The 19,724-nt window shown below is 63.3% G+C and carries 19 protein-coding genes and 1 tRNA gene; 5 read left to right on the plus strand and 15 right to left on the minus strand.

Features of this window, described 5'->3' with window-relative positions; all coding sequences use genetic code 11:
- Positions 1-33 precede the first annotated feature (33 nt).
- Both AOQ71_RS11765 and AOQ71_RS11770 read left to right on the plus strand, forming a co-directional pair.
- Positions 34-1,818, plus strand: a complete 1,785-nt coding sequence (locus tag AOQ71_RS11765; protein ID WP_057746235.1) for an acyl-CoA dehydrogenase family protein — start codon at positions 34-36, stop codon at positions 1,816-1,818.
- Between the two features lie 45 nt (positions 1,819-1,863).
- Entirely contained in the window at positions 1,864-2,952 is a 1,089-nt protein-coding gene (locus tag AOQ71_RS11770) for a Zn-dependent alcohol dehydrogenase (protein WP_057746238.1), read from the plus strand.
- Positions 2,953-3,062: 110 nt separating this feature from the next.
- Here AOQ71_RS11770 and AOQ71_RS11775 read toward each other — a convergent pair whose 3' ends face one another.
- The 5 genes from AOQ71_RS11775 to mbfA all read right to left on the minus strand — a co-directional run bounded on the left by AOQ71_RS11775 (position 3,063) and on the right by mbfA (position 7,707).
- Entirely contained in the window at positions 3,063-3,416 is a 354-nt protein-coding gene (locus tag AOQ71_RS11775; protein WP_057746242.1) for a nuclear transport factor 2 family protein, read from the minus strand.
- 310 nt (positions 3,417-3,726) lie between these two features.
- Positions 3,727-5,199 (minus strand): amidase, encoded by a 1,473-nt coding sequence (locus AOQ71_RS11780; RefSeq protein WP_057746245.1) that lies wholly within the window; start codon positions 5,197-5,199, stop codon positions 3,727-3,729.
- Positions 5,200-5,300: 101 nt separating this feature from the next.
- On the minus strand, positions 5,301-5,831 hold the full coding sequence (locus AOQ71_RS11785) for a cytochrome b (protein ID WP_057746248.1): 531 nt from the start codon (positions 5,829-5,831) through the stop codon (positions 5,301-5,303).
- Positions 5,832-5,859: 28 nt separating this feature from the next.
- Positions 5,860-6,672, minus strand: coding sequence for a hypothetical protein (locus tag AOQ71_RS11790; protein ID WP_057746849.1), 813 nt, complete (start codon positions 6,670-6,672; stop codon positions 5,860-5,862).
- 63 nt (positions 6,673-6,735) lie between these two features.
- Positions 6,736-7,707, minus strand: a complete 972-nt coding sequence (gene mbfA / locus AOQ71_RS11795; protein WP_057746251.1) for an iron exporter MbfA — start codon at positions 7,705-7,707, stop codon at positions 6,736-6,738.
- Between the two features lie 180 nt (positions 7,708-7,887).
- Here mbfA and AOQ71_RS11800 point away from each other — a divergent pair, with 180 nt between their 5' ends.
- Positions 7,888-8,610, plus strand: a complete 723-nt coding sequence (locus tag AOQ71_RS11800; protein WP_057746255.1) for a hypothetical protein — start codon at positions 7,888-7,890, stop codon at positions 8,608-8,610.
- A gap of 105 nt (positions 8,611-8,715) precedes the next feature.
- On the opposite strand, the gene AOQ71_RS11805 is transcribed toward AOQ71_RS11800, so the two are convergent.
- From AOQ71_RS11805 to AOQ71_RS11830, 6 genes are all read right to left on the minus strand, one after another.
- Entirely contained in the window at positions 8,716-9,090 is a 375-nt protein-coding gene (locus AOQ71_RS11805; protein ID WP_057746258.1) for a hypothetical protein, read from the minus strand.
- 110 nt (positions 9,091-9,200) lie between these two features.
- Complete coding sequence (locus AOQ71_RS11810; RefSeq protein WP_057746261.1) at positions 9,201-10,358, minus strand: alpha/beta hydrolase; 1,158 nt, start codon at positions 10,356-10,358, stop codon at positions 9,201-9,203.
- 174 nt (positions 10,359-10,532) lie between these two features.
- Entirely contained in the window at positions 10,533-11,402 is an 870-nt protein-coding gene (locus AOQ71_RS11815; protein ID WP_057746264.1) for an MBL fold metallo-hydrolase, read from the minus strand.
- 103 nt (positions 11,403-11,505) lie between these two features.
- Positions 11,506-12,117, minus strand: a complete 612-nt coding sequence (locus tag AOQ71_RS11820) for a glutathione S-transferase family protein (protein WP_057746852.1) — start codon at positions 12,115-12,117, stop codon at positions 11,506-11,508.
- Between the two features lie 134 nt (positions 12,118-12,251).
- Entirely contained in the window at positions 12,252-13,094 is an 843-nt protein-coding gene (locus AOQ71_RS11825) for a fumarylacetoacetate hydrolase family protein (RefSeq protein ID WP_057746856.1), read from the minus strand.
- Between the two features lie 172 nt (positions 13,095-13,266).
- On the minus strand, positions 13,267-14,127 hold the full coding sequence (locus AOQ71_RS11830) for an MBL fold metallo-hydrolase (protein WP_057746267.1): 861 nt from the start codon (positions 14,125-14,127) through the stop codon (positions 13,267-13,269).
- Positions 14,128-14,374: 247 nt separating this feature from the next.
- Here AOQ71_RS11830 and AOQ71_RS11835 point away from each other — a divergent pair, with 247 nt between their 5' ends.
- Positions 14,375-14,806: a DUF3775 domain-containing protein gene (locus AOQ71_RS11835; RefSeq protein WP_057746270.1), complete on the plus strand. Its 432-nt coding sequence runs from the start codon at positions 14,375-14,377 to the stop codon at positions 14,804-14,806.
- A gap of 82 nt (positions 14,807-14,888) precedes the next feature.
- On the opposite strand, the gene AOQ71_RS11840 is transcribed toward AOQ71_RS11835, so the two are convergent.
- The 3 genes from AOQ71_RS11840 to AOQ71_RS11850 form a co-directional block, all read right to left on the minus strand.
- A complete protein-coding gene (locus tag AOQ71_RS11840; RefSeq protein WP_057746273.1) occupies positions 14,889-15,671 on the minus strand; it encodes an SDR family oxidoreductase in 783 nt (260 codons plus the stop codon).
- 208 nt (positions 15,672-15,879) lie between these two features.
- Complete coding sequence (locus AOQ71_RS11845) at positions 15,880-16,392, minus strand: CvpA family protein (RefSeq protein WP_057746276.1); 513 nt, start codon at positions 16,390-16,392, stop codon at positions 15,880-15,882.
- A gap of 215 nt (positions 16,393-16,607) precedes the next feature.
- Positions 16,608-18,200 carry a GMC family oxidoreductase gene (locus tag AOQ71_RS11850; RefSeq protein ID WP_057746279.1) on the minus strand — a complete coding sequence of 531 codons (1,593 nt, stop codon included), beginning with the start codon at positions 18,198-18,200 and terminating at the stop codon, positions 16,608-16,610.
- A 429-nt stretch (positions 18,201-18,629) separates the two neighbouring features.
- Between AOQ71_RS11850 and AOQ71_RS11855 the strand changes: the two genes are divergently transcribed.
- Positions 18,630-18,706, plus strand: a tRNA-Met gene (locus AOQ71_RS11855).
- 163 nt (positions 18,707-18,869) lie between these two features.
- Here AOQ71_RS11855 and AOQ71_RS11860 read toward each other — a convergent pair.
- On the minus strand, positions 18,870-19,463 hold the full coding sequence (locus AOQ71_RS11860) for a DUF1349 domain-containing protein (RefSeq protein ID WP_057746282.1): 594 nt from the start codon (positions 19,461-19,463) through the stop codon (positions 18,870-18,872).
- Positions 19,464-19,724: the final 261 nt, after the last annotated feature.

Below are 19,724 nucleotides of genomic sequence, written 5' to 3' on the forward strand. Positions count from 1 at the left end.
AATTGCCGCCGGGCGGAAACGAAGAGGACGATCATGCACGAGCCGGTCACAGCGCAGCCGAAAAGTGCCGCGGCCGCACCTTCCGGCCTGCTGGCGCCCGACACGTCAGGCATGAATTTCTACCGTGCCGATCCGGCGCTGACGGACCTCCTGCGCATCCATCTGCCGGATAATCTGTTTCGCCACATCGAGCCGCATCTCGGCCGCCTCGGCGAGCTCGCCGGCGGCCGTCTCGACGAATGCGCGCGGCTGGCCGATCGGCACACGCCGATACTGCATCAGCGCGACAAGTTCGGCCGCGACGTGCAGTGGATCGAATATCACCAGGCCTATCGCGAGCTGGAGAACGCCGCCTTCGGCGAATTCGGCATCCACGCGCTGTCGAACGCCAAGGGCATCATGGGCTGGCCCGACAAATACCCCGTCGTTGCCAAGCATGCTTTCACGTTTCTGTTCAACCAGACCGAATTCGGCATGGGCTGCCCGATCAATGTGACCGACGGCTGCGCCAAATTGCTTTCGAATTTCGGCAGTGAGGCGCTGAAGGCAAAGTATCTCGATGGCCTGACCTCGACCGACATGAGCAAGCTGACGCAAGGCGGCCAATTCATGACGGAGAAGGAAGGCGGCTCCGACGTCGGCATGCTGACCACGCGCGCGGTGCAGGAGGGCGGTCACTGGCGCCTCTACGGCGAGAAATGGTTCTGCTCGAATGCGGACGCCAAGGTCGTGATGCTGCTGGCGCGCCCGGAGGGCGCCGGCCCCGGCACGCGCGGCGTCGGCCTGTTCCTGATGCCGCGCTTGCTCGATGACGGCGCGCAGAACCACTATCGGATCGTGCGTCTGAAGGACAAGCTCGGCACCCGCTCGATGGCCTCGGGCGAGATCAAGCTCGAAGGCGCGATCGCCTATGCGGTCGGCAAGCTCGACCGCGGCTTCGTGCAGATGGCCGAGATGGTGAACTCGTCGCGGCTCTCCAATGGCGTCAAGTCGACCGCGCTGATGCGCCGCGCCTATCATGATGCGATGACGGTGGCGACGAGCCGCGTCGTGTTCGGCAGCCGCATCATCGATCTGCCGCTCGGCCGTCGCCAGATGCTGAAGATCATGCTGCCGGTCGAGCAGGCGCTGTCGATGAGCTTTCTCACTGCAGACGCGCTCGACCGCGCCGAAGCCGGCAGCCAGGACGCGGCGGCGCTGCTGCGCATCCTGACGCCAACCTTGAAATTCCGCGCCACGCGCGATGCGCGAAAAGTCTGCGGCGATGCGCTCGAGATGCGCGGCGGCATCGGCTATATCGAGGAATTCGCCACGCCCCGCCTGCTGCGCGATGCGCATCTCGGCTCGGTCTGGGAAGGCACCGGCAACATCGTGGCGATCGATGCGCTGCGGCGTGCCGTCGGCCGCCACGGCGCGGAATCCGCGCTCTCAGCCGATCTGCATGCGCGGCTCGATGACAGCCCCTCCGTGCCGCAGGCCTGGCGCGACAATCTGCGCGGCTTCGTCGATCGCGCGGTCCGCCTCGCGCGCGAGGTCGCCGGCAAGTCCGAGAACGAGGCCGAGGCGCGGCGCGCCACGAGCCTGCTCTATCATGTCGCCAGCGCAGTGGCGCTCGCCTGGGAGGCGCATCGCATCCACGGCATGCGCGGCGATGCGCGCAGGTTGCTGCTGTCGCGGCTGGTGATCGACCATCGGGTGACGCCCGGCGATCCGTTCCGGCTGACGGAAAATGCCACGCAGGCAAAGATCGCGGCGCTGCTGCTCGGCGATAGCTCGGCCGGCATGAGCGAGGTTGGCGAACTCGTTCTGGCAGCGTAGGCTGCGCGTCACGATCAAACAAAAAAGCGCGACAGGGAGTGCTCGATGAAGGCCGCCGTCCTCTATGAAGTCAACAAGCCGCTCGTCATCGAGGATGTCAGCCTGCCGAAGCCCGGCCCGCGCGAGGTACTGATCCGCACTGCTGTCGCTGGCCTCTGCCATTCGGACCTTCACTTCATGGAGGGCCTCTATCCGCATCCGCTGCCCGCGGTGCTCGGCCATGAGTCCGCCGGAATCGTCGAGCAGGTCGGCTCCGATGTGACCTATGTGAAGCCGGGCGACCACGTCGTCACCTGCCTCTCCGTGTTCTGCGGCACCTGCGACAATTGCACCACCGGTCGCACCGTGCTCTGCACCGACACCACGGTGAAGATGCTGCCGGGCGTCTCAGATCGGATGCAGTGGTCGAAACCCGACAAGCTGCACCAGTTCCTCAATCTCTCGTCCTTCGCAGAGCAGATGCTCGTGCACGAGAATGCCATCGTCAAAATCCGCAAAGACATGCCGCTCGACCTCGCTGCGCTGATCGGCTGCGGCGTCATCACCGGCTACGGCGCGGTGGTGAATACGGCGAAGGTCACGGCCGGAGAGACGGTCGCGGTCATCGGCTGCGGCGGCGTCGGCATGGCCGCGATCAACGGCGCGCAGATCGCCGGCGCCGGCCGCATCATCGCCATCGACACCAATCCGGCCAAGCTGCAGCTGGCGACCAAGTTGGGCGCGACCGACATCATCAACCCCGCCGACGGCGACGTGGTGAAGCAGGTGCGCGACCTCACCAATGGCGGCGTGCAGCATTCCTTCGAGGTGCTCGGCCGCAAGGAGACCGCCGAGCAGGCGTTCGCCATGCTGGCCTCGGGCGGCACCGCCACCATCGTCGGCATGATCCCGTTCGGCCAGAAGATCGAGCTGCACGGTTTCGACTTCCTGAGGGAGCGGAAGATCCAGGGCTCGTCGATGGGCTCCAACCATTTCCGCGTCGACATGCCGCGCCTGGTCGATTTCTACCTGCGCGGCCGGCTGCACCTGGAGGACTGGATCTCGGCCAAGTTGAAGCTCAGCGAGATCAACGAGGGCTTCGCCAACATGAAGGCCGGCAAGACGCTGCGCAGCGTGATCGTGTTTGATAGCTGATGCAACGGCGGTGTTCGTGGCCCGGATGGAGCGAAGCGTAATCCGGGACGCTTGCCGCGGACGCGCTGTCCCGGATTGCGCTGGGCTCCATCCGGGCTACGGGAGGAGCCTCACCGCGACACGTGTGCCGACACCGCCAGCCACGTCCCGTTCTTCTTCGCCCAGCAATCGGTATACCGCCCCGTCGCCTGCTGGCCGTCCTCGGTGGTGTAGCTCGTCGCCGCGTGGATGATGGCGAAGTCGCCCATGATGCGGATGATGACGTCGAACGCGTGCAGATTGCGGATCGCGATCGGCCGCGCCGTTTGCTCGAGGAAGGCGGCGCGGTCGACCAGCGTCTTATCAGGATTGGAGCAGTAAAACTCCGGCGCCAGGATCTCGTCGAAGCGCTTGACGTCGCAGTTCTGCACGGAAGCGACGTAGTCGCGGTTGAGCGCGGTGAGCTGTTCGAGGTCCTGGCTCATGGTGCTTGCTCCCTCCCTGTCATTCCGGGGCGCGCGGAGCGCGAACCCGGAATCTCGATGTTATGTGACTCCGTCATTGCGACGAGTCCGTAGCCCGGATGGAGCACAGCGTAATCCGGGATCTTTGCCGCGGAAAGGCCGCCCCGGATTACGCTTCGCTCCATCCGGCTACAGGCTTCCTCTCCCTATCGAAGCCGTCAATTATTTGCTCCGTCATTGCGAGCGAAGCGAAGCAATCCAGAGATATTTCCGCGGATGTAGGGATTGCTTCGTCGCAAGGGCTTCTCGCAATGACGGGTGGGGTGAACCATCAATCGTCAAACATCTTCGGCGGCACGAAGCCGCCGAACTCGCGCTCGATCAGCTCGGCGAGCTTCAGCGGCGTGCGGTCTTCCAGCCACGGGCCGACGATCTGCACGCCGACCGGTAGGCCGTCTTTCGACAGGCCGAGCGGAACCGCCGTCGCGGGCAGGCCCGGAAGCGTCGCGACGCCGGGCCAGGCGAGCTGGTCGGAATAGGGATAATCCGTGCCGTCGATGCTGATGCGCCGCAGGCTCTGTTCCGGTAGATGATCATGCGGAAAGGCCGGCGTCGGCATGATCGGGCAGATCACCGCGTCGAAGCTGTTGAACAGCGCGCGCCATCGCGCGCGCAGCACGGCGCGGCTGCCTGCGTCGAGCACCCAGGCGCGGTGGCTTGCGATGGTGCCGCGCAGCCGCTCCGCGCCGAGGCTCCGGTCCTCCGGCGACAATTGGCTTGCCCGCGCCCGCGAATCCGCGAGCTCGTCGGGCGGGAAGAACGCGCCGAGGAAGCTCAGCAGCATGCGCATGTAAAGCCGCGACGTCTCGGCGAAATCCGGCAGCAGTGCGCTCTCGCGCGCGACGGTCACGCCGGCCTTTGCAAGATCCGTCGCTAGCCTGTCGATCGCGCCGTGGACATCCCGATCGGTCGGCAGCAGCGGATGGCTGTCGATCACCAGAACACGAAAATCCTGCAACGACTGATGTCGCGCGACGGGCAGCTCGAGCCTGTAGGCGACGCCGGCATCCAGCGGATCCGGTCCGGCCATGACGTCGAGCAGCAAGGAGAGATCCGCAGCGGTGCGTGCCATCGGGCCGATGACCGCGAGATCGCCTTCGCGGGGAAGGGCCGGAAATGGCGGCGGCGTCTCACCGCGGGCGGGGCAGAGATTGAGGGTCGGCTTGTGGGCGAAGATGCCGCAATGAAAGGCCGGCACGCGCAGAGAGCCGCCGATGTCGGAGCCGGTGGCGAGCGCGCAATAACCCGCGGCAAGGGCTGCCGACGATCCCCCGGACGATCCACCCGGCGTGCGGCCGAGATGGTAGGGATTGTTCGTGGTGCCGTAGATGTCGTTGTAGCTCTGCCAGTCGGCGAGACCGACCGGTACGTTGGTCTTGCCGAGGATCACGCCGCCGGCCTGCTTGATGCGGTCGACCGGCAGTGCGTCTTCCACCGGCCTGAAATCCTTCTGTGGCACGAACCCCCAGGTCGTGGGCAGGCCGGCGATGTTGAAAGATTCCTTGATCATCATCGGCAGGCCGAGCAGCGGCTTGCGCTCGCCGCGCGCCAGCGCCGCGTCAGCTGCGCGTGCCGCGTCGAGGGCGCGACCGAAATCCCGCACGCAGATCGCGTTGATCTTGCCGTCATGACGCTCGATGCGGCCGATCGCATCCTGCGTGAGTTCGACGGCGGAGACCTTCTTCGCCGCCAATGCGGCCGACAGCTCGATCGCGCTCTTGAAACTCCATTCCGATTTGGCCACGACATGCTCCTGCGCTTCAACTGATGGATGATGCGTAGATTTAACCGATGCCGCAACCGCCGTTTGATCGCGGTTGATCTGTCCTGACGTTATCCCGGGCGCTATCCGGGCAGCATTCGCTGCATCACGCGGTCGCGATAGATGAAGATGTGGGCAAGCGCGGCGGCGACGTGAACGACGATGGTGACGAGCAGCGCCCATTCCATCGCCTGGTGAAGGCCGTCAATGGTGCGGCCTGCAGCGGCGTTGTCGGACGCCAGCATCGGCAGCGGCACGAGATAGAAGAACGACACCGGCCAGCCCCGGAAGGAGGCAAACAGCCAGCCCGAGATTGTCGTCGCCAGCACCAGCGCGTAGAGCAGCCAGTGGACGACCTCGGAGCTCAGGCGCTGCCAGGCGGGAAGAGAGCTTTCGGGCGCGACCGGATGAGCGAGCCGCCAGACAAGGCGGAGAGCCGTCAGGACGAGGATCGCGATCCCGATCGAGATGTGAAACGTCATTCCGGCACCCGGGCTCATGCCGCGATGGATGTCCGGCATCAGCCAGCCGATCGGGTATTGCACGGCGAGCAGCGCGACGATGCACCAATGGAAGACCTTGGCCGGTGTGCCGTATTGCAAGTGGCGCATCATGGAGGACCTGGAGTTGGTGCTGCGCCGGTCAGGGCTGGAAGCCTCGTGTCGCAGCGTGGGTGAACGGATTGACCGGCCCGCTATTCATGCGTGGGTGGGCATCAGATTTCTGCCCCGGTACGGGAAAGGCATAGCCGATGATGGTCTTGACCACGAGGCGGTCGGACGCCGGCGTCAATCCGTAGCCGACGCCGAAATTCACATCGAATACGCCGGCCTTGAAGTCGGTGACGGCAAACAGCGTGTGCTGCTGGTCGGCAAGCCTGTCGAAGCTGCCGATCTGGCCGAGATCGCTGTAGTATTCGAATCCTGCGAACAAATCGTCGCCGAACTTCCGCGCAATGCGCGCAGCCGGCGTGAAATGCTGTTCCGCGAATTTCCCGAAATGGAAGTCGACGATCGGATTGACGATGAACTCGTAATCGCTGTTCCGCACCCCGATGATGGGACGAATCTCCATGGCGAAACGGGATTGGGAGAAAGGCGGCGTCTCATTGCTGAATTCGAAGTTCACGCCGTAGAAGAAATTGCGCTGTTCGGCGTGCGGCGAAACGAACAGCGTTCTCAGCTTGAAGGCGTCCGAATAAAAGCGCTGGTCCTGAATGGAGAACGGCAGATAGAGGCCAACCTCCCACCAATCGGTCACGCCGTAAGCGAATTCCGGCGTGCCGTTGAGGCTGTGATTGGAGGCGAGCCCGCCGGGGAACGGCGGATCCTTCTGTCCGAGCGCGACATAGTTGAGATGCTGCTGGATGGTGAATTGGCCGGTTTCGGCGATGCCGGCATTGTAGACCTGGATCTCGTCCGTGGCGCGCACGGCTTGGACCGATGCCAGCAGCATCGATGCGCCGGCCAGGCTAGCGCGCGCGACGGTGCATGAACTGCGTCGTATCATCATCGCCGCCTATGCTGCCCCGATCAATATTCCCACGGCGAGCACAATCGCGCCGCCGAGCACGATCTGGAATACGGCCTGGAGGAACGGCGTGTCCATGTAGCGCGAGCGGATGAAGGCGATCGCCCACAATTCGAAGAACACGACGACGCCCGCGATTCCGGTGGCGATCCAGAACGCGTTGGCCCAGTGGTCGGGCACGAGATAGGGCGCGGTGTGTCCGAGCCCGCCGAGCGTGGTCATCGCGCCGCAGGTAAGGCCGCGCAGCCATGGAGATCCGCGCCCTGTGAGCGAGCCGTCGTCGGACAGCGCTTCGGCAAAGCCCATGCTGATGCCGGCACCGATGGAGGCAGCAAGGCCGACCAGGAACGTCTGCCAGTTCTGGTGGGTGGCGAAGGCCGCGGCGAACAACGGCGCCAGTGTCGAGACCGAGCCGTCCATCAGGCCGGCGAGGCCCGGCTGCACATATTGCAGCACGAACATGCGGCGGTTGGTGCGGTCTTCTTCGGCGCGCACGTCGGAGCTCAGGATCTGGTCTGTCAGCTTCGCAGCGGTCTCTTCATGGCCTTTCTCGGCTTCCGCGAGATCGCCGAGCAGGCGGCGCACACCGACATCCTGGGCGTGTTCGGCGGCCTTCACGTAAAAGCGCTCGGCCTGCAATTCCATGGTCTCGACCTCCCTGCGGATGGTGTCGAGCGGCAGGTTCTTGGTGAGCCAGACCGGGCGGCGCTTCAGGAATCCCTTGACGTCTTCGCGGCGGATCGGCGGCAGATGCTGGCCGAAGCGCTGCTCATACATTTCCAGCAGCATGTGGCGGTGGCTGCGCTCCTCCTCGGCCATCTGCTCGAAGAGCTTGGCCGAATCCGGATAGCGCTCCTTGAGATCCTCGGCGAAGGTCATGTAGATGCGGCTATCCTCCTCTTCAGAGGAAATCGCGACCGCCAGCACTTCACGCTCGGTCAAATCGGCAAAATTCTTCACTGACTGCGCCTGATATAGTTTAGAAGCATTCTAAACTGCTATAGGCTGCAATTCGTTCAGGGTCAATTCACGCGAGCCGCGCCAAGGCTTGCATCCGAACGTCACAATGGTGCGTGGGCGCACGGAACCGGGCCCCGACGTACAGGTTCGAATCTTTGGATGTTGGTGGACGGGTGAATGATGGACAAGGTCAAATTTCGTCTCAATGAACCCCGGCTGGCGCCGCGTCGCACCAAGCTCGAAATCCCCGGATGGGCTGGCAAGCGCGAACCACGTGCGAACGGATCGCGTGAGCAGGTCTGGCACTGCGTGCCCTTTTCAGAGGGCGCGCAATACGGCATCGAGCTGTTCTATCCCTATGATTTCGAGCTTCACGTCACGACCAGAGAGGGGCGCTTGATCCTCGAAGCCAATTGGGGCGAGCCGCCCGAAGGCGGCGCGGAATGGCCGCCGTTTCGCAAGTTTGGCGACGCCTTCTACACCTATCAGATCCTGCTCGATCTCAAGGTCGAGAAAGGCATGGCTGTTCGCACCGAGCCGCATCCGCGATTCTATGCCGATCCGACCGACACCGTGCCGATTGCCGTCCCCGCGTTGATCCGCAATTGGTGGCCCATGATGTTCTTTTGCGTCTTCAAGGCGCCGGCCGAGGGCCGAACCCATATCTTCCGACCCAACGAGCCGTTCGCGCAAATCATCGTCATTCCCGAGGAAGCGACCTTCGAACTGGAGCCCATGGGCGAGGAGGAAGCGGCAGAGCGCGAGCTGCAGGCCCGCCGAATCTACGCCAATCGGCCCAAGCTGGCCGCAGGCACCGAGTGGACGTCGTCATCTGATACGGTATTCGATGGTACCTATCGGCACCTGCACCGCGCGGCCAAGGAGAAGGCTCGTAACGGGTAGGGCGGATGACCATTCCTGGGCAGTGCCGTCCCTTTCCTGGTTTCCCGTCATCAAATGCAAACAGGACCCGGAGGTCCTGTTCATCTCGATCCTGGTATCGCGACCTCAGTAGTAGTCGCGGCGATAGAAGCTGTGATGATGGTGGTGGTGATGGTGATGATGGTGGTAATAATACCGCCGATATCGCGGGACCACCACGACCGGCGCGTCGTAGTCGTAATAGCGCCGACGATAGAAGCTGTGGTGGTGATGGTGATGATGATGATGGTAGAATTGAGCGAGCTGAACATTTTCGCTCGCTTTTGGCGGAGCCGCTTCATCGATGGCTTGCAGCAAGGCGCTGGCGTTCGCAATCGGCTCGAGCAGGTCCGCGTATGAATTCGCCTGGAGCACGTCCGTAGGCGCGGGCGCAGCCTGCGCGGCTCCTAGCGTTCCGAGCGCGGCCACCGCTCCCAACAGTCCGGCGATCTTCTTGTCCAATGTCGTTCTCCATGGTCGCCGGACCCAGCTCCGGTATCTCGCAACGTCAGATATTGCCGAATGTTCCCTGAACCGCCGATTAATGCCCTGTGGCGGGAGGGTGGCGTCGTTCAGCTTGCGGAGACTGTGGCGGCGCGGCGGAGGAACTGCAGCAGCAATCGGCTGACTTCCGCGGGCTGCTCTTGTTGCACCCAATGACCGGCACCGTCGACGAGATGGCAGCCGAGCAGCTTCGTGCAGCCGCGGCCCTGCATCGCTTCGAACACGCCGGGGCGCTGATAGGTGCCCCAATCCTGCTTTCCCGAGATGAAGCAGGAGGGCACGTCGATGCTGCGCCCGGCGAACAGCTGCATCTCGTCGTTGAGCATGCCCGACGTGCCGTAGCGATACCATTGCAGCCCGCCCTGGAATCCGGTCCGGCTATATTCGGCGCTGTAAAAAGCAAGATCGCTGTCCGGCAGCCATCGGTTGGCGGCGATCGCATCGCGCGATGGCATCTCCTTCGCGACCGTCTCGGCCATGGTCTCGCCGAGATCCATCACATAATAGGTCGGCAGTTTTGCAAGCTCGTTCGCCGACCATGATTTCAGCGGATACGGCTTGTTGTCCGCCCAGTCCGCGCTCTTGTGATGATAATAGGCGCGCAGGAAATCATGCAGGCCTTGTGGAGCGTGCAGCATGTCGGCATTGGCCGCGCGTGTCGAATAGTACCATTGATAGTGGATGCGCGGGCGCGGCAGCGCGGCAAGCTCACGATGCACGGGATCTTCGACCGCAGGCTTCGCCGGCGCATCGATGGTGTTGAACGGCAGTGGCGGCGCACCGCCGAACGGTGCGCTCATCAGCGTCACCGAGCGAAACACGTCGGGCCGGATCAGCGCGCACCAGGCCGCGACCGGGCTGCCGAAATCATGCCCGGCGAGATCGACCTGCCTGTAGCCGAACGCCGATACGAGCGAGAGTGCATCGCGCACCAGATTGAGGAGCGAGAACGGTGCGAGATCGCCGTCGTAATTCGCGGTCCATCCGGTGGTGCGGCCATAGCCGCGCTGATCGGGTGCGAGCACGTGATAGCCGGTCGCGGCCAGCGCTGGCATCACCTTGCGCCAGGAGAAGGCGAGCTCGGGAAAGCCGTGCAGCAGCAGGATGCAGGGACGGCCCTTGGTCTCGAAGCCGGCCTCGAGCACATGCATGCGCAGCCCGTTGATGCCGTCGACATAACGCGAGCGGATGCCGGCGGGCAGGGGAATGTCGGGGAGTGATGTCATTGCTTCTCTCCACTCGGGCGGATTCGTAGGGTGGGTTAGTCCCGCGGATCGCGCGAAGCGCAAACCGCGGGGCGTAACCCACCATTCCGGCTTCCGCGGACACTAACGAGGTGGGTTACGCTCGGGGACTGCGCTTTGCGCAGCCGCAGAGCTAACCCACCCTACGGCACTGCGCTAAACCGCCGCACACACGAACGCGTTGCCCTTGCGCCTGATCTTTCCCACCGACGGCGAGGGGAAATGCGCGGTGCAGCACAGCGTGTCGGTGTCGCAATAACGCTCGAGGAAGCTGCGGCGCGTCGTGGCCGCCTTGGCCGGATCGACGTCGAATTTGATCGACAGCTCCGGATAAAGCGTTTGCAAGGGCGAGTGCATGAGATCGCCTGAAAACACCGCATCGTCCTTGCCGCGGCCCATCGTAACAGCGATGTGGCCCGGCGTATGGCCGGGCGTCGGCAGGATACGAACGTGGTCGCCGATCTGGTGGTCGTTGCCGATGAGCTCGTGGCGCTTGGCTTCGACCACGGGCAGCACGCTGTCGACGAAGGGCGGGACCGCCGTCTTTGTATTCTGCTCGAACCAGTGATCGTATTCCTGCTTGGCGAAGAGGTAGCGCGCCCTGGGGAAGGTCGGCACCCAGCGGCCGTTCTCCAGCCGCGTGTTCCAGCCGACGTGATCGACATGCAGATGCGTGCACATCACGAAGTCGATGTCGTCGACCGAGACGCCCGCGGCATTGAGTGCGCGCAAATAGGTGTCGTCGGTCTTCATGTTCCATTTCGCGCGATTGGGGCGCGGCTTGTCGTTGCCGATGCAGCTGTCGATCAAGATGGTGTGGTGAGGCGTCTTCACCACATAGGACTGGAAGCACAGCAGCAGCACGTCCTGCTCGTCCAGTGCTTTGGCCTGCCGCATCCACGCCCGGTTCTCGGCCAGGACCTCAGGCGTCAGTCCCGGCAGCATGTCCAGTGCCGGCACGAAGGAAGTTTCCTGCTCGATGACGCGATGGATGGTGAGGTCGCCGACGGAAAATTTCAGGCTCATAAGGAACTCCCGCTGGTTGCAGCATGATCCGCAAAACTGTGCAGCGGTTTTCCGACAGGATCCCGCTCAACAACAAGCCTAAAGCGAGATGATGATCATCCAGCTACGCGGCCGGCGGCACCGAGATCTTCACCGAGGGCCGCTCCAGCATCTTCTGGTAGAAGGCATCGAGCTTCGGATAGGCCTTGCGCCAGCCGCAATCGGCGAAGCGGAAGTCGGCATAGCCGAGCACGCAAACAAGGCCGATCTGCGAGATGTCGAACGGGCCGTTCAGCACCTCGGGCATGTTCTCGAAGCGCGCCATGCCGGTCCAGGCCCGGTTCCAATGGTCGTCCGACCACGCCTGCCATTGCAGGCCCTGCGGCCGCACCATCTTCTCGTAGCGGCACAGCAGCATGGAATCGAGCATGCCGTTGATGAGGGAGTGATTGGTCTTGGTCTTCCAGCGCCGCGGGCCGTAATCCGGGATCAGGCTGCCGCCGGCCATCTCGTTGAGATATTCGACGATGACGTAGGAATCCAGAATGACGTCGCCGTCATTGGTGATCAGCACCGGCAGCTTCTTCAGCGGCGTGATCTTCGAATAGTCCTCGTTGGCCGTGCCCGGCGCGACCGTCGCCGGCATGAATTCGATCTTGTCGATCAGCCCGAGCTCGATCGCGGCGATGCGCACCTTGCGGGCAAAAGGGGAGGCGGCGGAGAAGGAGAGTTTCATTGCGAGCATCCGAAAATGAAAATTGCGATCGTCGTTGCGAGGAGCAAAGCGACGAAGCAATCCAGTCTGTTTCCGCAGAGGAATTCTGGATTGCTTCGCTTCGCTCGCAATGACGGGGAGAGGTCCTACCGGCCCTACGCCGCCACGATCTCCTGACGCTGCTCGCCGAGGCCTTCGATGCCGAGGGTGACGACGTCGCCGACATTGAGGAAGGTCGGCGGCTTCATGCCGAGGCCGACGCCGGGCGGGGTGCCCGTGGTGATGATGTCGCCCGGCAGCAGCGTCATGAACTGCGAGACGTAGGACACGCACTTGGCCATCGAGAAGATCATGGTCTTGGTCGAGCCGGTCTGGCGGCGCTGACCATTGACGTCGAGCCACATCGACAGGTTCTGCACGTCCTTGATCTCGTCCTTGGTGGCGAGCCAGGGGCCGAGCGGGCCGAACGTGTCGTGCGACTTGCCCTTGGTCCACTGACCCAGGCGCTCGATCTGGAAGTTGCGCTCGGAGACGTCGTTGCAGACGCAGTAGCCCGCGACGTAGTTCAGTGCGTCGGCTTCCGAGACGTATTTGGCGCGGGTGCCGATGATGGCGGCGATCTCGACCTCCCAGTCGAGCTTGGTCGAGCCGCGCGGCTTCTCGACGTTGTCGTTCGGGCCCGACAGCGAGGTGTTGGCCTTCATGAAGATGATCGGCTCGGTCGGAATGGCAGCGCCGGTCTCCTTGGCGTGGTCGCTGTAGTTGAGGCCGATCGCGACGAATTTCGAGATGCCGGTGACGGGTGCGCCGAAGCGCGGCTTGCCGGAGACGGCGGGCAGTGAGGCGGGGTCGATGGCAGCGAGCTTCTTCAGGGATTCCGGGGAATAGGCCTCGCCGGTGAGGTCCTTCAGATGGGCCGACAGGTCGCGCAACTGGCCGGATTTGTCGATCAGGCCGGGCTTTTCCGCACCCTTTTCGCCGTAACGAACAAGCTTCATTCTGGTTTCTCCCTTGGCATGGACTGATCGGTTGAACAGCTTCATGGAACAGCACGGCGGGAAATTCAACCGCCGAAAAGGGATGCATTGCAGCCCTTACTTTGTGGGGTGGTCCGGGATCGTAGGGTGGTTTACGCCCTCGACTGCGCTTCGCGCAGCCGCAGGCTACACCCTACGAAGACGACAATCCCAGCGCCTCGAACCTGAACGCTTCCCCGTCCCGTTTGATGTGCCCGGCGGAGAAATGCCCGCCGATCACCAGCGTCGGGGTGTCGGCAAAGCGCGAGAACACCTTGTGCCGGCTCGCGGCCGATTGAGCGGTGTCGGTGTCGACGACCGAGCACCAGTCGAGATGCGCCATCTGGCAGGGGTGATGGGCGACATCGCCGCTGAGCAGCGCCTCTTCGCCGCCGGATTCGATCAGCACGCTCATGTGCCCCGGGCTGTGGCCGGGCGTCGGGATAACGCTGATCTCCTCACAGAGCCGATGATCGCTCGGGATCAGCTCGGCCAGGCCCGCATCGATGATAGGCTTCACGGAATCGTCGAACACCGCGACCTTGTCCGGCTCGGCCCTGTAGTCACGCCAATAGTCATATTCGGTCCTGCCGAACAGGTAGCGCGCCTTCGGGAAGGTCGGCACCCATTTGCCATCCACCAGCTTCGTATTCCAGCCGACATGATCGACGTGCAGATGCGTGCACAGCACGGTGTCGATACTGTCGGGCGGAAAGCCCGCTTCGGTGATCATCTCCAGGAACGGCGTGTTGCGGTTATTCCAGACCGGGACGCCGCGGCCCTGCTTGTCGTTGCCAAGGCCGGTGTCGACCACGATACGGCGCGCCGGCGTCTCCACCACCAGCGAATGGATCGACATTTTCAGCCGGCCTTCCTCGGTGGCGAAATGCGGGATCAGCCAGGGCAGCTTCCGGATTTCGTCATTGGTGGCGGCCGGCAGGATGAAGCGGGTCGAGCCCACCGTCTCCATTTCGACGATCTTGGTGATTTTGACCTGGCCGACCCTCCACCGCATCGGGCGTACCCCCAGCTTCTTGCTTGTACCCTCACCGTCATTCCGGGGCGTGACGAAGTCACGAACCCGGAATCTCGAGATTCTCAGGTGCGCAACTGCGCACCATGGCTCGATGCTCACGTATCGCCCCGGAATGACGGGGACATTGGCGCCGAAAGATGCACATTTTCCGCCGCAAAACGCAATGGATCATCTGTCGTGATGTTGCGTTATGTGAGGAACCCGTCGAGATCCACAGGGGGAGCCCATGCCCGAGCTTGCGATTTCCGCCGACAAGGTCGCCTTTATCATCGAGAAGGCGCGCGAATTCGACGTCAAGGAATCCGACTCAGATCCGGATTCCGGCTCCAACCCCGCCGACGACGACGAGATCGACGTGCTCGAGGACAACAATTCCGATCCGGTCGCAGCCGAACTCGGCAGCTTCATCCGGGCGCTGAACGAGGACGAGCAAGTCGACCTGGTCACGCTGATGTGGCTGGGCCGTGGCGACGGCGATGTCGAGGAGTGGGACGATTTGCGCGCCCGCGCGGTGGAGGCGCGCAGCGAGTACAAGTCGCCGCGACGCGAGACGGTGCGATACCTCTTGGGTGAGCCGATGCTCGGCGATCTGCTCGCCGACGGCATGGACGAGCTCGGCATCGACTGGAGCGACGAGCGGACCACGCCGGTGTCGTAAGGCAAATCGCTTCGAGTTTGATCAGTCGAGCCGCGAGCTCGCTTCAACCTCTCCTTTGGAGAGGTTGAAGCACCACTTGGCCTCACAGCGTTCCCGGGAACGCACCACCGTCGAGCAAAATGTTCTGGCCGGTGATGAAGCCGGCCTTGGCGCCGCAGAGGAAGGCGCAGGCGTAGCCGAACTCGTCGGGCTGGCCGAAGCGGCCGGCGGGATTGAGCTTGGCCCGCTCGGCCAGGATCGCTTGCGGCGTCGTGCCGCGCTTGTCGGCCTCGGCCTTGGCGGTGCCGGTCAGGCGATCGGTCTCGAACGGGCCCGGCAACAGCCCGTTGATGGTGACGTTGTTGATCACGGTCTTGCGCGACAGGCCGGCGATGAAGCCGGTGAGGCCGGCGCGCGCGCCGTTGGAGAGGCCGAGAATGTCGATCGGCGCCTTCACTGCGGCCGAGGTGATGTTGACGATGCGGCCGAACTTGCGCGCCATCATGCCGTCGACAGTCGCCTTGATCAGCTCGATCGGCGTCAGCATGTTGGCGTCGATCGCCTTGATCCAGTCGTCGCGGGTCCAGTTGCGGAAATCGCCGGGCGGCGGGCCGCCGGCATTGTTGATCAGGATATCAGGCTCGGGGCAGGCCTTGAGCACGGCTTCGCGCCCCGCAGGCGTCGTGATGTCGCCGACGATCTCGGTGACCTTCACGTCTGGATAGGCCTTCCGGATCTCGTCGGCCGTCTTCTTCAGCGCATCAGCGCCGCGCGCGGTCAGCGTGACGTCGACGCCGGCTTCGGCCAGCGAGAAGGCGCAAGCGCGCCCCAGGCCCTTGCTGGATGCGCAGACGATGGCGCGGCGACCTTTGATCCCAAGATCCACTGTTTCACTCCCGAACAATAGCAGGCAGGTTTTCGATGGGGCGCACTCTAGCCAACATCAGTGCCGCTGATAAGGGCGGTGCCCGCGTCAAAATGCATGCGGGTTGGCGCTGCGATGCAAATGTGGGGGCATGATCCGGAAAAGTGTGCCGCGGTTTTCCGAGAAGATCATGTCCAAGCAATAGAAAAGAGCGCGATCCCATCGCGCTTCAGATGCGCCGCTCCTGCTTGAGGCGGTCGATCGCCTCGGCGGCCTCCGGCGGCAGCGACTTGAACCCCATCTGCCCGACCGCCGAGAACAGCGGCCGCAGATGCGAGCCGGCAAGGAAGGGCGGCTGGTGGTTGGCCGGCACGATCTGGTCGAACACCAGCACAAGTGTGGTGGCGACGAGGCCCACCCTGATGGCGCCGAGCGCAGCCCCGCCAAGGCGGTCGCCGATCCCGGCGTCGCGAATGGTGTCGCTCAGCGCGAGGCGGCCGATATAGCCGAACAGCATGCCGACCACGATGAAGATGCCGAAGAAGCAGATCCAGTTTTGAACGAGCGGCGCGTTCGGATTGCCGGCGACCTGCGGCACGATCAGCGGCATCAGTGCGACAGCGATGGGGGCGGCGAGCAGATAAGCGAGGATGGTCATGGCGCTGCCGATCAGGCCGGTCCTGAAGCCGAAGCCGATGGCAATTGCGAGCGCCGTATACACGGCGAGATCGAAACTGTTCATGAGCGAAGCCCTGCCAATGGAACGTATGAACGCCAAACCGATCGTTCCGTTTCAGATCGCTAAAATCGTCCGTATTTTTGTGGCTCCGGCGGCTGAGGGGTGTTGTTCGTTTCAGGTTTATTTGAGGTCAGTAAAGAAATGTCTTAGGCGTCGTCCCGGCCTGGCGCGCAATTGCGCACGGGGCCGGGACGCCGGCGGAGATTGCGGGCTTCGCTCTACCGCATCTCTCCCTTGATCATATCCGCCGCCTTCTCCCCGATCATAATGGTTGGTGCATTGGTGTTGCCGCCGATCAGCGTCGGCATGATCGAGGCATCGACGATGCGCAAGCCGTCCACGCCATGCACCTTCAGCTTCGGATCGACCACGGCCATCGCATCCGTGCCCATCTTGCAGGTGCCGACCGGGTGATAGACGGTGTCGACGCGATTGCGCAGAACGTTGCGGATGTCGTCGTCGGTGCGGACATCCGCCGTGAACATGTCCTTCTTCTGCAGCGCGCGCAGCGCGGGCGTCTCCATCAGGCGCCGCGTGGTCTTGAAGCCCGCGACCATCGCCTCGAGATCCTCCGCTTCGCCCAGAAAATTCGGATCGATCATCGGTGCAGCGAGTGGGTCGGCGCTTTTCAGCCAAACGCTGCCGCGGCTCTTCGGCCTGAGCAGGCAGACGTGGCATGAGAAGCCTGGCTCCTTGTGCTTCTTGCGGCCGTGATCGTCGAGCATCGCGATGACGAAGTGGAGCTGAATGTCAGGCACGTCGAGGCGGGCCTGCGTCTTCAGGAAGCCGCCGCATTCGGCGAAATTGGTGGTCATCAGGCCACGTCTCTCCTTGCGGTACTGCTGGATGCCGCGGAGCAGGGATGGCAACCGACCGAGCGAGGCGTGAACGAAATGCGGGTAGTCGGAGGCGTAGACGAACACGAAATCCGGATGGTCCTGCAGATTGCGCCCGACGCCCGGCAGATGACTGACGACGCCGATGCCGTGCTTGGCCAGCGTTTCGCCATCGCCAATACCCGACAGCATCAAGACTTGCGGCGATTGGAACGCGCCGGAGGCGAGGATGACCTCGCGGCGCGCGCGCAGCTGCTTCCTTTGCTTGCCCTGCACATATTCGACGCCGACCGCGCGCCCACCTTCGAACAGAATGCGCGTTGCGTGCGCCCCGGTCTCGACGCGCAGATTGCCGCGCTGGTCCAGATGGGGAGTCACATAGGCCCGCGCCGCGCTCCAGCGCTCGCCCCTGTGCTGCGTCACCTGATAGCTGCCGAGGCCTTCTTGATCCTCTGCGTTGAAGTCCTCGCGGATGCGGAACTGCGCCTCGCGCGCGGCCTGATGAAAGATCTCATGGATCGGATTGTCCGAGCGCAGCCTGTTGACATGCAGCGGGCCGCCCTTGCCGTGATATTCGCCGTCGAAGTCGGAATTGTTTTCCGAGCGCTTGAAATAGGGCAGCACGTCCGCGTACGACCAGCCTTGATTGCCGAGCGAGGCCCAGTGGTCGTAGTCCGATTTGTGGCCGCGGATATAGACCATGGCATTGATCGCCGAGGAGCCGCCGAGGCCCTTGCCGCGCGGCTGATAGCCGATGCGGCCATTCAAGCCCTTCTGGGGCACCGTATCGAAGGCCCAATTGGCCGTCTTGTACGGCAGGGCGAGCCCGAATGGCGTGGTGATCCGCCAGCTGTCGTTGCGCCCGCCGGCATCGAGCAGCGCCACTGACGTCGCCGCATCCTCCGACAGCCGCCCCGCCACCGCGCAACCGCCGGAGCCCGCCCCCACCACGATGAAATCGAATGCGTCAGTCATTGATGATTCCCCCCATTTTTCTTCTCGTCATTCCGGGGCGATGCGTAGCATCGAACCCGGAATCTCGAGGTTCCGGGTTCCCTTCGCGCCTCGGAACGACTGCTTCTAGGACATGAATCGGCGCTCCCTCCCCACGGCCGTTTCGCCGCTGTTTTGTTGCGACAAGCTGGCGGTTTGTGGAACTTCTGGCAAGTGTGCGACAAATCGCCCGGAATCCGCGCCCGTTCGCCGTCATAAAGTCGAAAAAAACGTCCCCACAGCCCTTTCCAAAGACGGTCCGGGTTGGTACATACCCCCCGCACCCGACGGGCTTGGCCCCGGGGTTGCCTTCCAGGGAAGCCTTCGGGACGGGAGAAGCAAGCCACGCGCACCGCGTTGGCCCTCAATCCAACGTCCCCGGCATTCTTGCGAAGGCGCGCAACGGTTTAACGCGGGGTGGAGCAGCCCGGTAGCTCGTCAGGCTCATAACCTGAAGGTCATAGGTTCAAATCCTATCCCCGCAACCAAATTCGGACTTCACCGGTTCCGATACGAAAATGGCCCGCTTGATGCGGGCCATTTTTGTTTTTGGGCCGGAAGCTGCGACGGCTTGTTTCTCGGACGAATTTTACTGGTCGGTTGTCATCGCTACGGCGGACGGCCGTCGCCGCGAACAGCCCACACTGGTCGCTAGCTGAGATCGTGCAGATCCTTGCCGAGCGGCGGCTTCAGCGAAAATCCGCTGAACCTGACCCGCAATCCCTCGCGCTCCGGTGTGCAAGCCATTGGACCGACGAGACAGGATCGCGCCGCGGCGAACGGAGCCAATCGGACGAGAGGCCAGGTCTTGCCGTCAGCCGAGGTCTGCAATCGCAGAACGCCGTCGGCGACGGTGACGCGCATCCGGAAATCGCCGGCCGCGTGCTCATAGGGCGCGGTTGCCCAATCCGACTGCCCAATGGTCAAGACGCTCGAGAGCATCGCGCGCCCGTCCGAAAATTCGATTCCGGCTTTGATCCAATGCTCCGCATCGATACGCACCATGATGCCGGCTTGATCGTAGAGTTCCCGAAAATCGCTCTGGATGCGCAGCTCGGCGGTAAACGCCTCCGCGGTCGGAAAGCCCAGAAAATGACCGCTGTCGCGGCAGAAGCCGTAATGCGTTTTCTGCCAGAAATCGGTGGCCTTGTCGGTGACGAGCTCGAGGCTGTCGCCCTGCGCGGTCCACCGTTTTGGTTGGTTCAGCCAGACACCATCGTGTCTTGCGAAGATGGCAGCGCTCATGTCGAACCTCGGCTTGTAGCTGTTGCGAAACCGATAGCCTGACGGGGGAGCCGGTACCAGCAATCGTTGGCGGGATCTGTTCGAAACAGCGAAGCCATCGCCTCGCTCCCGCGTGAGCAGGGTCACGGTCTCCCGTTTGGAGTTCCCTTAGCGTGCTTCCCGGATGACCGGCACGGTGCGCGGTCATGTCTTTTGGAGGACGCAACATGAAAGTCTCCCGCATCACCCTGCTTGCTTTGGCCGCCACCGCCAGCCTCGGCT

This window comes from Bradyrhizobium manausense, assembly GCF_001440035.1.
GTDB lineage: Bacteria > Pseudomonadota > Alphaproteobacteria > Rhizobiales > Xanthobacteraceae > Bradyrhizobium > Bradyrhizobium manausense.

What these genes read in the sequence shown, in the direction of transcription:
- AOQ71_RS11790 (WP_057746849.1), bottom strand. Translation starts at nt 6,672, where the DNA reads ATGCTGCTGGCATCGGTCCAAGCCGTGCGCGCCACGGACGAGATCCAG.
- AOQ71_RS11845 (WP_057746276.1), bottom strand. Translation starts at nt 16,392, where the DNA reads ATGAACAGTTTCGATCTCGCCGTGTATACGGCGCTCGCAATTGCCATC.
- AOQ71_RS11860 (WP_057746282.1), bottom strand. Translation starts at nt 19,463, where the DNA reads ATGAGCGCTGCCATCTTCGCAAGACACGATGGTGTCTGGCTGAACCAA.
- AOQ71_RS11785 (WP_057746248.1), bottom strand. Translation starts at nt 5,831, where the DNA reads ATGATGCGCCACTTGCAATACGGCACACCGGCCAAGGTCTTCCATTGG.
- AOQ71_RS11815 (WP_057746264.1), bottom strand. Translation starts at nt 11,402, where the DNA reads ATGAGCCTGAAATTTTCCGTCGGCGACCTCACCATCCATCGCGTCATC.
- AOQ71_RS11775 (WP_057746242.1), bottom strand. Translation starts at nt 3,416, where the DNA reads ATGAGCCAGGACCTCGAACAGCTCACCGCGCTCAACCGCGACTACGTC.
- AOQ71_RS11820 (WP_057746852.1), bottom strand. Translation starts at nt 12,117, where the DNA reads ATGAAACTCTCCTTCTCCGCCGCCTCCCCTTTTGCCCGCAAGGTGCGC.
- AOQ71_RS11800 (WP_057746255.1), top strand. Translation starts at nt 7,888, where the DNA reads ATGGACAAGGTCAAATTTCGTCTCAATGAACCCCGGCTGGCGCCGCGT.
- AOQ71_RS11765 (WP_057746235.1), top strand. Translation starts at nt 34, where the DNA reads ATGCACGAGCCGGTCACAGCGCAGCCGAAAAGTGCCGCGGCCGCACCT.
- AOQ71_RS11770 (WP_057746238.1), top strand. Translation starts at nt 1,864, where the DNA reads ATGAAGGCCGCCGTCCTCTATGAAGTCAACAAGCCGCTCGTCATCGAG.
- AOQ71_RS11810 (WP_057746261.1), bottom strand. Translation starts at nt 10,358, where the DNA reads ATGACATCACTCCCCGACATTCCCCTGCCCGCCGGCATCCGCTCGCGT.
- AOQ71_RS11825 (WP_057746856.1), bottom strand. Translation starts at nt 13,094, where the DNA reads ATGAAGCTTGTTCGTTACGGCGAAAAGGGTGCGGAAAAGCCCGGCCTG.
- AOQ71_RS11830 (WP_057746267.1), bottom strand. Translation starts at nt 14,127, where the DNA reads ATGCGGTGGAGGGTCGGCCAGGTCAAAATCACCAAGATCGTCGAAATG.
- AOQ71_RS11835 (WP_057746270.1), top strand. Translation starts at nt 14,375, where the DNA reads ATGCCCGAGCTTGCGATTTCCGCCGACAAGGTCGCCTTTATCATCGAG.
- AOQ71_RS11850 (WP_057746279.1), bottom strand. Translation starts at nt 18,200, where the DNA reads ATGACTGACGCATTCGATTTCATCGTGGTGGGGGCGGGCTCCGGCGGT.